We start from the raw sequence: 13,947 nt of genomic DNA on the forward strand, positions 1-13,947 counted from the left end.
TTTTGTGGGTAAATATAGTATTGCAGGTTTTCTTTAGATTTTGATGAATAACATTAATATTTTAACCATTCACATCAACCGGATCTTTTGATTTCAAATCCTGGCGAACTATATTTCCTTTAATGAGGTAATAAACCGGGATACCGATTAATGTGATGATTAATCCGGGCCAGGTAAATTTGGGCTTAAAAATAATCAGCAATATGCAAAAGGCCAGTCCCATAACCATATAGATAATTGGCAGAACAGGGTAACCAAAGGCTTTGTAAGGTCTTTCGGCATCAGGTCGTTTTTTACGAAGAATAAAAATTCCGAAAATGGTGAGCATGTAAAACATCACCACCACGAATGAAATCATATCCAACAGATCGCCATATTTTCCGCTAATGCACCATAAACAAGCAAAAATACACTGAATCCAGAGTCCAAATCCGGGAACTGCATTTTTGTTGAGTGTACCCACTTTTTTAAAGAAAAGCCCGTCTTCGGCCATTGAGTAGTATACCCTGGCGCCCGCCATAATTAAACCGTTATTGCAACCGAAGGTTGAAACCATAATCATTAGTGCAATAATGATGGTACCTGCTGTACCGAAAATATGGTTGGCAGCAGAAACCGCCACCCGGTCTTTATCAGCGTAGGCAATATCGTGTAGTGAAAGTACACCGGTATACATCACATTGGTAAGGATGTAGAGCACCGTTACCATAATCGTTCCAAGGGCTAAACTCAAACCAATATTGCGTGCAGGATTTTTAATTTCGCCGGCAATAAAGGTGACATTGTGCCAGGAATCGCTACTGAATATCGAACCTACCATCGCAGCAGCAATGGCTCCGAAAGCAGCCAAAGTGGTATAAGAACCAATATTTCCATCGGCAGATAAGGGGCCCAAAACCCACATATTTTCCCAATTGGTTTTCCAGATTCCCTTATCTAAAAAGAAAAGTCCAAAAGCAATCAGGCCAAACAAGCTTAATAATTTGGCCACTGTAAAGGTTGTCTGGATTACTTTACCGCCATTTACCCCCCTACTGTTGATATAAGTGAGTAACATAATTACGCCAATAGCCAGCAGTTGTGCCGGTGAGATGGTAAAGAAGCCTAAATCGATAGCAACTAAATCTTCACTTAATGCAGGTACGAGATAAGCGGTAAACTTGGCAAATGCCACGCCTACTGCGGCAATAGTAGCGGTTTGGATGACCGTAAAAAAACTCCAGCCATATAAAAAACTGATGAGTGGATTGTATGCTTCCTTTAAATAAATATACTGTCCGCCTGCTTTTGGAAACATGGCACTTAATTCGCCATAACTTAATGCAGCAGTAAGCGTCATGAAGCCTGTAATTAGCCAAACCACTAACAGCCAGCCAGAGCTGCCTACATTTCGGGTGATATCTGCACTTACAATAAAAATACCCGAGCCAATCATACTGCCGGCTACAAGCATGGTTGCGTCCATCAGTTTAAGTGAGGGTTTAAATTGTGTGGTTTCTTTTTCAATCATGTGTTCTTTGCTTGGTGGTTCTAAGGTTGGTTGAGTTTATTTATTTAAGCTGATCGTAAAAATGCCACGAGGTTTTGAAATCGCGTGTTAAGGGCTGATTGGTTAAAGTAGCCCTGATCAATTCTACAGGAATTAAGTTTTCTTTAATCACCGCATCATGAAAATCCTTAAAGCTCATTTTGCCACTATCGACCAATTCTTTTTTCAGTGCAAAAAGCTGGAGACCACCGGTAAGGTAAGCTACCTGGTATAAAGGACTATAATCGCCTTTGAAAGATCTGCGTACTTCGCCTTCTGCATTGGCACGTTCGTGCCCTACACGGTCTACTAAGAAATCGACACACTGCTGAGGTGTCCATTTACCGAGGTGAAAGTTCAGTGAAAAAAGAATCCTGGCGCAACGGTGCATCCGCCAGAAAAGCATTCCCATTTTTTCTTCAGGAGTTTTGGCAAAACCTTTATCGTAAAGCAAAAGCTCCCAATATAAGGGCCAGCCTTCTACGCTGAAAGGTGTTTTAAAAGGATCGCGATAGCTTTTATAGCGGTTATTCATAAAATACTGGTAATGATGGCCTGGTAAGAGTTCGTGCTGAACCGTTCCTCTCGAAAAATAAGTGTTATTCCCACGCATACTCATTAACTTATCGTCTTCCTCCATCGAATTTGTTGGATAAGAAATACTGATTTCGCGCCCACCGGTAAAAAATGGATTCACTAACTGGCGTTCGGCCGACATCATGACCATACCCCAGGTTTCTTCTGCCAATGCCGGAATAGTGATCAGATCGTTAGCCTTTATAAAACTTAAGGCATCATCCTGTAGTTTTACAATCAATTCTGGCTGTTTACCTAAAGGCACATAGCTGTTTTTGATTTTCTCCTGCGCTTTTTTCCAGTCATTCCCGAAACCCATAGCCGCTGATGCTTTCAAAAGCTCTTCATCGCAAAACTTAAATTCTTTTTCAGCAAGCTTGATCAGTTCTTCTGGTGTATAAGGAATAAGCTCTGCATTTAGCTGCCTGATGAGTTCTTCCCTTCCAATAGGATTTCCTTTAATTTCTGCTTTATTCGATTTTACAGAAAGAGTAGCATCACCACTATCGTTAAAAAGTTTAGCGTAATTGGTTAAGGCCAGGTCTAACTTTTCGTAAGGTTTAGGTACCCACCAGGTAAAACCCGGCTCATAATCCATGTAGAATTGGTAAAAGCCCTTTAAGCGGTGTTTTAAACTAGAGGTTATCGCCGTCGCCATTTTAAGCTGATCAGGTGTTGATATTCCTTTCTTAAAATTTAGACTCAGGGCATCAACCTGCTTCGAAATTTCATCTATCTCTGCAGCCAGCAAAGCGCCTTCTTTATAAGTGCCCCTTCTTCTTAATTTTTCGAGTGCATAAATCGCATCGGCAAAAGTAAAATACTTCGACAGGGCTTTATAGTCTGTTTCCTCTTTAGCTAAGAGCCAGACAGAAGATTCGATCTGTTTTTTAAGAAGGATATAATCTACTTTACCGTAAGTACTAAAGGCTTCAAATTTGGCAGATTTTAACTTGCTTAAGTAATCGTTATTGATATCCTGCAGACGCTTTCTTTGCTCCGGACTTTTAAAAGTCGTCATCGGATAAGAATAAGTGCCACCTGCGGAATAAGGATAGTAGAAATCATTAATGGCATCAACGTCTCTTTGGTAACATACAATCAGCGTACCCATTTCGCTGGTTTGTTCGTACAAGCTTTCATTTGATGTTTGAGCCAGTACAAAAGTGCCTGATAACAGACTAACCATTAAAAAAATGGCAAAAAAGTTTAATTTGTTTTGCATTTGGTTTGGTTAAAACAGGCAAATAGCATTTGCCTCCATTTGAAAAAACGGTTAGCTTATTTAATAATAAAGAATGTTTTTTTTGCTTAAGCGCCTATATAGCTCACCCTGCTTACATTGTTATAGGTATCGATATATGCTCTCGGCGATTGACCAATAATACTTTTAAATACCCTGTTAAAATTGGTAATACTATTAAAGCCAGCCTTATAAGCCACACCTGAGATACAATCGGCTTTTTCTCCTGATATAAGACTTTTACAGGCATCGTTAATTCTCACCTCATTTAAAAATGAAACGAAAGTATGCCCGGTATGTTTCTTAAAATACCTGCAAAATGCCTGTGGTGTCATAAACGCAGCATTGGCAACATCTTCTAATGAAATTTGATTATTGTAATTTTCAGTAATGAAGTTAATGATCTTACTCAAACGCATACCTTCATTTTCAGTTACGTTAGAAGAATACATATCTGAGCATAAGGATTCCACATCTTCATTTAAATCCTGAAAACTGTTAACCAATTTCAGAAAGTTAAACAATACATCAACCCCTGATGCCTCATGAACATTCAACATTTTGGTGATCATGTTTTTGGTAGCATTAGCAGGAACTTTGAAACCATGTTTATTTTTAGCTAAAAAACCGCTTGCCATCTTCATTTCGGGAAGATTAAACAAAGCCGCCAGGATACCGTTCGGATTAAAGTAAATGGAACATGCTTTGATTGTTTTATTGCAATCACCAGCGAAATATTCGGGGTTACTTTTAAATAAGTGTGGAAGTTTTGCCCCAATTACAAAAATATCGCCCGATCGGAAGGCATGCATATCATTGCCCGCAATTAACGTTCCCTCTCCTTTTTCGATATACGTGATCTGCCATTCATCGTGGCGGTGTAAATATTGGTAAAAAAAAGGCAATTCAATATGTTCCGATATCACACTCTTGTCATCAGGAACAAGCATGGTAAATGGTAATACTTTCATGATTCAGTTAGTTAGGTTTGGTTGTTGATTATGAACTGAATGTATAAATATTAACTCAAATAAACCAATAAAACTCAAATAAGGTTAAAATCCTGCTATAATTTGATAATATATGACGGATTTGATGGTGAATTCGGTAGTTCAAAAATCACTACATATTTAGTTAACCTACTGTAATGCAATATTTAAAACGATTAAAGTTTGCTGTTTTTAGTTTAGCAATCTATTTCGGCATTTTTTTGAGAAAACTGTTCTTTATTTTGAATATTGGATATTACAAATCCCGACTAACAGATAGATGAATAAAGAAGGTGAACGGCCCTCGAAGTATCGTCATTTCGACCGCAGTGGAGAACCCGAAGGCTCTGCGAAGCAAAATCTTTTCAATAACATCGTTCAAAGATCTCTCCACTCCGCGTTGCTCCGGTCGAGATGACGATTTTTCTATTGGAGCCTGTCAAATGGCACGTTTTACGAAGAAGCAATCTTTCCTCTTTTAGATAAGATTGCCCCAGCCAAAGAGAATCGGCTTCGCGATGACGACACATCCCTGGAAAAACCTGAATCCTTGTTATACTATCGCACTACTCTGTATGGTTCCATTTTCAGATCAGTGGCCATGCCTGAAGCAATCTGGCTAACCAACAAACCTGTTGCCGGTCCTAAACTTAAACCCATCATACCATGGCCGGTAGCGATAATCAGATTTTCTCTTTTTTCGCTTCTGCCAATGTATGGCAAACCATCAGGCGATGACGGACGGAAACCATACCAGATATCTTTTTCTGCAGGAACCGCAGGTTTTAAATCGGGGAAATATGCCGGAACCGATTCTACTATCCCTTTAACTCTTTGCATATTGATCCGGGTATTGATCTTATCCAGCTCCATCGTACCACCATATCTGATCTGGCCGTTCATTGGTGTTATGGCTACCCTTGCTTCACATAACAATGCCGGAATAGTTAAACGCTGCTGAGGTTCAGGCTCCATAAAAGAATAACCTTTACCTGGCATTAAAGAGATTTTAATATCGGCCATTTTAGCCACAGCAGGCGACCACGAACCAGTTGCCAGAACATACTGATCGGCTTCCCAGGCGGTACCACCTGTAAAAACCTTTGTAATGCGATTACCTGCCGTCTCAATTTTATCAACTTCTTTATTACGCACTATATTAACCCCATTGTTTAATAAATACTTAAGCAAAGCATTCATCAACTTTGTTGGATAAAGGTGTGCATCGCAACGATAATGTACCGCTCCTAAAACATCTAACTTTAAATCTGGCTGTAACGCACGGCATTCGTCGGCAGTCAGTACCGCCATGTCCAGGCCCAGTTCAATTGCCTTTGCAGCTAAATGTGCTTCTTCTTCTCCTGCTTTTTCTGTTTTATAAAATGCCAGAATCCCATTGTTGGTTAATTCGAAATCGAAATCAGACTCTTTTGCCAGGCCTTCATATAGTTTTTTGCTCAGTAACGATAAATCGCGTAATGGCACTGCCGCCTGGCTTACATGTTTTGCCGTAGCATGTTTCATAAATTTCAAGCCCCAATTAACGAGGTTCATATTTAAAGATGGGCGAACATAAAAGGGGCTTTTGCTATCGAACATCCAACGGATTCCCTGCTTGATCATTCCCGGTGCAGCCAAAGGAACAAAATGGCTTGGAACAATCATCCCCGCATTACCAAATGAGCAATTGTCGGTAATATCTCCTTTATCCAAAATTATTACTTCGTAGCCTCTTTTCTGCAAGTAATATGCTGAAGTTAAACCTACTATTCCACCACCTATAATTAATACTTTCGACATGCTTTTAATTTATTCTGCTGATATTCTTTTTAAAAACTCATTAAATCACCTGAAATCCGTATGCATACGGATCATCTTCGGCATCGATTTTTATTGTATTGTAACCGTAAACCTTTGCCCAGCCTTCTACACTTGGTATAATGGCTTTGATTCCATTCAGGTCTACAACTTCTTCTACTCTTCCAATAAACTTGCTGCCTATAAAACTTTCATGGATAAAATCCTCTCCCTGTTTCAGTTTTCCTTTAGCAAACCACTGTGCCAAACGGGCTGAAGTACCCGTACCGCATGGGGAACGATCGATGGCTTTATCACCATAAAAAACTGCATTCCTGGCAGTTGAGGTAGGATCTATTGTTTTTCCTGTCCACAAGATATGGCTACAGCCATTTATCGTAGGGTCTTGTGGATGAACAAAGCTGTAAAGTTCATTAATGCGTGTTCTTATGGTCTGGCTCCAGTTAATCAATTGCGAAGCGGTATAGTTTTCCAATCCAGGGAAATTCTCCTGTGGATCAACGATTGCGTAAAAATTTCCACCATAAGCTACATCAAAAGTAAGTGTGCCTAAATCAGGGCACTCTACCTGAAGATTTTCAGCAGCGAGGTAAGATGCCACATTTTTCAGTTTAACAGACTTCACTTTTTTTCCTTCCTGTTTGTATTCAATCAATACCAAACCGGCTGGCGCTTCCATTCTGATCACCCCTGGTATTTTCGGTTGGATGAGTCCTTCTTCAATAGCAATGGTAATGGTGCCAATGGTACCGTGGCCACACATTGGGAGGCAGCCACTGGTCTCTATAAAAAGTACAGCTACATCATTAGCAGGGTCGTGAGGCGGATAAAGAATACTACCCGACATCATATCATGTCCACGAGGTTCGAACATTAAACCTTTTCTGATCCAATCAAATTCTCTCAGAAAATGCTGACGCTTTTCGCTCATGTTTGAGCCAATAAGCTGAGGTCCTCCACCTGCAACTAATCTAACCGGATTTCCGCAAGTATGTGCATCTACACAAAAAAAAGTTTTACTCATGAGATTTCGTTAATTTTTGATTTACCGTTCTGAAAATATCCAATGGATTACCATCTTTCAATTCATCTGGCAATAATTCCTGTTCCCAATCTTGGTAAGCCAATGGCCTTACAAAACGATTGATTGCAGTAGAACCAACAGAAGTAAAACGGCTATCGTTAGTAGCCGGAAATGGTCCACCATGTTGCATGGCTGCACAAACTTCTACGCCTGTAGGCACACCATTAAGTATAATCCTTCCGGTTTTATCAGTCAACTTGTTTACCAAAGTCTGGTAATGCTGAAGTTCCTGTTTTTCGGCCATTAAGGTTACAGTAAGCTGTCCTTCCAAAACTTCAATAGCATGCTCCAGTTCTGCACGATCCTGAGCGACAACCAATAGCGAGTACGGACCGAAAATTTCTTCACGGAGTTTTGGATTTTTAATAAAATCGGCAGCACTTACCTGAGCAATTTTTGCCTCTGATTGATTTTGAAGCTCAGTATTTTTTACGGTTGAAGCCGATAAAAGAGCAACACCGCTTTCGTTAACTACCTCGACAGAAAGTTTACCATAATTATTGGCAATACCTTCAGTAAGCATTGTTGCCGAAGGAATAGTTGAAATAGCTTCTTTTAAAACGGCTTTAAAATTTTCGAGTCCAGGTGATTGTACCGCTAACAATAAACCTGGGTTAGTACAAAACTGACCGGCGCCCAAGGTAATAGACGCGGCATATTTTTTAGCCAGTTCTTCTGCCTGATTTTCTATGGCTAGCGGAAGAAAGATTACCGGGTTAATACTTCCCATTTCGGCAAAAACCGGAATAGGTTGTTCACGCTGTTGAGCAAGATTAATTAAGGCCATCCCGCCTTTAAACGAACCGGTAAAAGTTACTGCTTTAGTTAACGGATGCTGAACCAGGCCAGCGCCAATGGTATAACCATCATCATACAACAAAGAGAAAACACCTTTAGGCATTCCTGTTTTTTCTGCAGCTTTAATAATGGCACCACCTACCAAAGCACTGGTTCCGTAATGTGCGGGATGTGCTTTAACAACTACCGGGCAACCAGAAGCTAATGCTGATGCGGTATCGCCACCTGCAACTGAAAAAGCAAGTGGAAAATTACTTGCACCGAAAACTACTACCGGCCCGATTGGGATCAGCATTCTCCTGATATCAGGTCGCGGTAAAGGTTGTCTTTCAGGTAATGCGGTGTCAATAATGGCGTCAACCCAAGAGCCTTCTGCAACCAAATTGGCAAATAGCCTTAATTGGCCCGTAGTTCTGCCCAATTCGCCCTGTAAACGACCTAAAGGTAAACCACTTTCTGCCGAAGCCCTGTTTACCAGTTCCTCGCCAAGGTTGGCGATTTCATCTGCAATGGCATTTAAAAAAGCGGCTTTGAGATCTTTGTTTAGATTTCTATAGCTTTGGAAAGCTGATGTTGCTGATGTTAAGGCATCATCAACCAGGTTTTCGTTCGCTTTAAAAAATTCGCCATCAAGCGTTAATCCCGTTGCGGGATTAACAGCTTTAAGGCTTTTTTCATTAATTTCACTATAAGTGCTGGCTACAATATTTTTCCCGTTCATATTTGGTTTTTAAACTATTTCCCCCAGCTACCTACAGGTAATTCCGGACGAACAGCTAATGAATCATTAATAATTTTCAATACTTTTTCTCTTTCTGCGCCACTTAATGGTAAGCGAGGTGCACGAACGGCTTCGGTTCCTAATCCTGTTGCAACCTCTGCAAGTTTAATATATTGCACCAATTTCGCATGAATATCCAACTCAAGCACTGGTAAAAACCAACGATAGATCGTTAGTGCTTCAGCAATGCGATTTTCTTTAATCAATCTGAAAATAGCAACGGTTTCTCTTGGGAAAGCATCAACCAAACCCGCAACCCATCCGTGTGCACCCATCACAATGCTTTCCATCGCTAATGGATCTACTCCGGTAAAGATTTTGAAGCGGTCGCCAAAACGGTTGATTAACCGCGTTACATTTGATACATCTCTTGTCGATTCTTTGATCGCCTGTATGTTATCATATTTGGTCAAAACCTCGAACATATCTAAAGTTACCTCGATTTTATAATCAACAGGATTGTTATAAATCATGATCGGTAAGCTGGTGCTTTCAGCAATGGCACCGAAAAAGGCCAAAGTTTCGTCTGGAGCAGCATTGTAGCGCATTGGCGGCAACAACATTAAACCTTGCGCACCAAGTGATTCGGCTTTTTTAGCCACTTCGATTGCTTTCTTTGTAGTTGACTCAGCAATGTTCAATAAAACCGGTACACGACCGTTTACCACGGTTAAAGTATGCGATAAAAGACCAAACTTTTCCTCATCGGTTAATACACTGGCTTCACCAAGCGATCCACCTAAAATTATCCCTTCAGCACCTGCTTCTAATTGCGCTTCGATATTTAAATCGAAAGCCGGAAAATCTAACTCATCATTTGCTGTAAATTTAGTAGTTACAGCAGGGAAAACCCCAGTCCATTTGATACCCATTGTAATGTTATGTTTTAATAAATATTTTAAAAAATTAATCCGGCCATTAATCCAAAACCGGATGTAATTGGCAAGCATCATTTAATCAGATTATCGAAGATAGAATCATATAAACGATATTCAAAGTTAGGGAATTACCAAACTGCAATATTGTTGGATTTTAACCGATATTGGTCATAAATACGCCACTTCAATCAGACAGATTTGATTAGAAAAACCCTTTAGCATTTGTAAAAGAAATTAGATACCATAAAAAACCCAACATCCCAAACAAGAATACCTTTAAAATCAGTCAGATAGAGAACGTCCTCCTTTTCTTTTTATTTCAAAATGATTTATTTTGTATTTTTGACCTGAAGGTAGTACATAAATTCAATAGCCGGTTTTGTAAAAAGTGCATCCTGCCCTTTGGCTAACGTAACCTGCTGCCAGTTTTGTGAAGGAATAATTTTAAGCGCTTTAATTCCTTCTTTTTTAAGACTTAAAGGCAAATTGAAGCCCTTAACACAATCGCTATACCGGTAAAAGGCTTTACCATCTTTAAGATAGTATTCAAAAGCTGGAACCTGTACCGTACGTAAATATTGATCAAAAACCTTTGAAAAATTATAACCTGCTTTTTTAGAAACATAATTTTCGATTTGCGCAGAGGTTACCGTTTGGTGGTAAAAGGTTTGGTTAAGCCCACGCAATATGGCTCTAAAAAGTTCGTCGTTATTTAAACTATGCCTGATGGAATGCAGCATGTTACCTCCTTTTGGATACATATCGCCACTGCCTTGTGCATTTACACCATAAGGGGGGATAATCGGGCTATCATTTTTGATGCCTTTTCTAATGCCAAAATTGTATTCATTTCCAGCCTGATTACCAAAAATATAATCGACAAAAAGGGTTTCGCTGTAGTTAGTAAAGCCTTCGTGCACCCACATATCGGCCAGATCGTTGGTGGTAATATTGTTGCCGAACCATTCGTGTCCGCTTTCGTGAATAATGATAAAATCCCACTTCAAACCCCAGCCATTGCCAGACATATCTCTGCCTCTGTAGCCAAACTTGTACCCATTGCCATAAGAAACTGCCGATTGATGCTCCATACCCGTATGCGAAGCATCGATTAACTGATAACCATCTTCATAAAAAGGATATGGGCCAAACCAATGCTCCATACTTTTCATCATTTTATGCACCTGATCGGGCATGTAGGTTTTAGCCTTTGGGTAATTGTAATCAAGCACCCAATAATTCACATCAAGGGCACCTTTTTCGCCTGCGTATTTCTCCTTAAAATTAACATACTTACCTATGTAAGGGATAATGCAATAATTACTGATCGGATTTTTAACATTGTACTGATAGGTCGTGGTACCATCACGGTTATCCTTTTTAAATACCAGGCGCCCGTTACCTACTGCTACCAATGTATCCGGAACAGTCATGGTTAAAGATGCACCCAGATTAGGCTCGTCGCTTTGATGATCCTTATTTGGATACCAAACCGAAGCACCCAAGCCCTGGCAGGCCACTGTCATCCACGGACGCGAAAGCGAATCGGTAGTAAAAATAAAACCACCATCCCAGGGTGCTCTTTTGGCCTGGTGTACTTTTCCATGGTAAAATATATGGACATTATTCAGCGCCGATAACTTTTGCGCAGGCACATGTACATACCAGACACTGCCGACATGTTCGAATTTTACCTTTGAACCGCCATTATATAAAACACTATCAATGATTAATGGCTCCTGCAAATCGATCTGCATACGGGTATTACCATTATTATGCTGCACCACTTTGTAAACAATTTTATTTGAGCCCGTTATGCTCTTATCATTGTAATCGGGCTTAACCGAAAGTTCGTAACGCTGTACATCCCACCAGGTCCGTTCGGCATTTAAGCTTCCCCTTAAGGTATCGGCTAAAGTGTAAACCTTTTTGGGGTTTTGTGCAAAAAGCAGGGTACTAAATGTTAAGAAGATTAGGGTTAAGGAGGTTATTTTTTTCATATCTTTTTGCTGGTTATCATGTTGCAATAGCGTATTATTAATTTGAAAAGCAGTTTCAGTTTTTCATCGGTTATGGTAGTCCTGCTATCCCTCCTGCTCCGATGAAGAATCGGGAGCATCCGTTCTATCAGGTTTATTTAACCCTGGTTCTGTGCTTCTGCCGAGGTCTCTAGCCCTGACAGCAGCGGGCATTCCAATCCTTCATCGGAATAAAGCGGATGGCAGGAACATTCTTTAAAAAGATCGAATGAACCTGCGCTCCAAAACAAAAAACAGCAGTTATTCCAAATAACCAACGTTACTAATAAGCTTCGCTCCTAATGGATTCAATTTCATCTGTAGTTAAAGCTAAATGCTTCCCTAACATCCGGCTGCCGTTTTCGGTAACCAGAAAATCGTCTTCTACCCTGATTCCGCTAAAATTTCTGAACTGCTCCAATTTATCGTAGTTAATAAATTCGGCAAACTGATTAGTGGCTTTCCAACGGTCTATTAGTTCCGGGATGATGTAAACACCTGGTTCTACCGTTAATACATAACCCGCTTCAAGCGCTTTGCCCAACCTTAACGATTTCAATCCGAACTGGGTGGTGTTTTTAGTCAGCTCATCTGTATAACCTACATATTGCTCGCCTAAATCTTCCATATCGTGTACATCTAAGCCCATCATATGCCCTGTTCCACATTGAAAGAACATGGCATGCGCACCAGCCTGTACGGCATCGTCTACATTACCTTTCATCAGGCCAATATCTTTTAAACCCTGTGCCAGCATTTTACACGAAGCCAAATGTACATCTAAGTATCTTACTCCCGGCGCCAGCATATTTTTGCCATGCGTATAAGCATTTAATACGATATCATAAACATCTTTTTGCTCTGCACTAAACTTTTTACCTACAGGAAAAGTACGTGTAAGATCGCCGGCGTAGCCTAAAGCAGTTTCTACCCCAGAATCGTTTAAAACCAATTGTCCTTCCTGGAGCTGATTCCCATGGTAATGGTTATGTAGAATTTCGCCGCGAACCGTTAAAATAACCGGATAGGCCAGGTTACCACCGGAAGCCAATGCAGCACCTTGAATTTTAGCTGCAAGTTCGCGTTCGTACATACCAGGTTTTGCCTGCTGCATCACCATTAAATGAATATCGGCAGATATTGCTGCAGCACGATCCAACTCTTCAATCTCTTCGACAGATTTAACTGACCGTTGTGCAACAACAGCTTTAACAAAGTTTAGCGAAGCTTTTTCTTTAAGCTGATCGATTGGCAGGTTAAGCCAGTTGGCCAATTTAATCTTATTCTCAGCACGGTAAGGAGGTAAAAAATGAACCTCACGATTTTTATCCTGGTATTGTTTAAGATAAGTATTTAGTTGCGCAAAAGGTAGAACTTTGTTTAGGCCAGCGTCCAGACTCTTTTCTTCGAGTGTTTTTTGCCTGCCCATCCACACAATATCATCAATGCCCATTTCATCGCCAAAAAGAATTACCTGATCTTCATCCAGGTCGATAATAGCGCCTAAACACGGCTCACTGATCCCAAAATAATATAAAAAGGTACTATCCTGCCTAAAATGATAGGTATTGTCTTTGTAATTCATCGGGCTTTCTTCATTACCCAAAAAGAGTAATATTCCCGAATTTATCTTTGATTTTAGTGCTGCTCTTCTTTGGAGGTAAACTTTCTTTTCAAACATATTTTTCATGTGTTAAGCAAATATCCAAAAAGCCATATTCATTACATCAGAATTAAAATGAATGGATAAAATATGGTTTATATCTGCAAATTATAAGCTATGGTTATGGCACAAAAATCACAATAAATTTCAGGTTAGCGAAAAATAAGGGTAAAATCTACAGATTTATGGATGATTAAAGAAAGTTTATAGATATCATTTACAATTTTTAGCTATGGAGATATAGAGGGCATGGAGTATTTATAAAGCGTTCCGTTATTCACAACCCAGATTCTATGGGAATCTTAATGCTTAAGCTTTAAGATCCCGGGCCTGCGCCTTTTGTGTGACACATCTTTTTGAGGTTAATTTTTTAGGCGTTTTGCTAGCTTCCTCAAATAATACCTTGTTTTAACCGAAGAACGTCGTCAATCCCAAGGGCCAGCGAAATCAAAAAAACAGTTGTAGGAAAGAACAAATAGCACTGTCAAACCTAAAACGCAGTGGTTTTGTGTTCATAGACGCTAATTTAAAGCTTTAAGAAATATTGAACACAAAACGAAGTGCCGCTGTT

Annotated in this window: 9 protein-coding genes; all 9 read right to left on the reverse strand. The window is 40.0% G+C overall.

What is annotated here, in order from left to right:
• Positions 1–61 precede the first annotated feature (61 nt).
• The 9 genes from IM793_RS13050 to IM793_RS13090 all read right to left on the reverse strand — a co-directional run bounded on the left by IM793_RS13050 (position 62) and on the right by IM793_RS13090 (position 13,403).
• Positions 62–1,510: an APC family permease gene (locus IM793_RS13050; protein WP_193422006.1), complete on the reverse strand. Its 1,449-nt coding sequence runs from the start codon at positions 1,508–1,510 to the stop codon at positions 62–64.
• 40 nt (positions 1,511–1,550) lie between these two features.
• Positions 1,551–3,329, reverse strand: coding sequence for a DUF885 family protein (locus IM793_RS13055; RefSeq protein ID WP_193422008.1), 1,779 nt, complete (start codon positions 3,327–3,329; stop codon positions 1,551–1,553).
• Positions 3,330–3,415: 86 nt separating this feature from the next.
• Entirely contained in the window at positions 3,416–4,318 is a 903-nt protein-coding gene (locus tag IM793_RS13060) for an AraC family transcriptional regulator (RefSeq protein WP_193422010.1), read from the reverse strand.
• A 576-nt stretch (positions 4,319–4,894) separates the two neighbouring features.
• On the reverse strand, positions 4,895–6,136 hold the full coding sequence (locus IM793_RS13065; RefSeq protein WP_193422013.1) for an FAD-binding oxidoreductase: 1,242 nt from the start codon (positions 6,134–6,136) through the stop codon (positions 4,895–4,897).
• Between the two features lie 40 nt (positions 6,137–6,176).
• On the reverse strand, positions 6,177–7,178 hold the full coding sequence (locus tag IM793_RS13070; protein ID WP_193422015.1) for a 4-hydroxyproline epimerase: 1,002 nt from the start codon (positions 7,176–7,178) through the stop codon (positions 6,177–6,179).
• Positions 7,171–8,757 carry an aldehyde dehydrogenase (NADP(+)) gene (locus IM793_RS13075; RefSeq protein ID WP_193422017.1) on the reverse strand — a complete coding sequence of 529 codons (1,587 nt, stop codon included), beginning with the start codon at positions 8,755–8,757 and terminating at the stop codon, positions 7,171–7,173. The genes IM793_RS13070 and IM793_RS13075 overlap by 8 nt, the downstream gene beginning before the upstream one ends.
• Positions 8,758–8,771: 14 nt before the next feature.
• Entirely contained in the window at positions 8,772–9,770 is a 999-nt protein-coding gene (locus IM793_RS13080) for a dihydrodipicolinate synthase family protein (protein ID WP_227256245.1), read from the reverse strand.
• Between the two features lie 254 nt (positions 9,771–10,024).
• Complete coding sequence (locus IM793_RS13085; RefSeq protein WP_193422019.1) at positions 10,025–11,695, reverse strand: M1 family metallopeptidase; 1,671 nt, start codon at positions 11,693–11,695, stop codon at positions 10,025–10,027.
• Positions 11,696–11,996: 301 nt separating this feature from the next.
• Positions 11,997–13,403, reverse strand: coding sequence for an aminopeptidase P family protein (locus IM793_RS13090; protein ID WP_227256246.1), 1,407 nt, complete (start codon positions 13,401–13,403; stop codon positions 11,997–11,999).
• Positions 13,404–13,947: the final 544 nt, after the last annotated feature.

This window comes from Pedobacter sp. MR2016-19, assembly GCF_014947265.1.
In the GTDB taxonomy this organism is placed as follows: Bacteria; Bacteroidota; Bacteroidia; order Sphingobacteriales; family Sphingobacteriaceae; genus Pedobacter.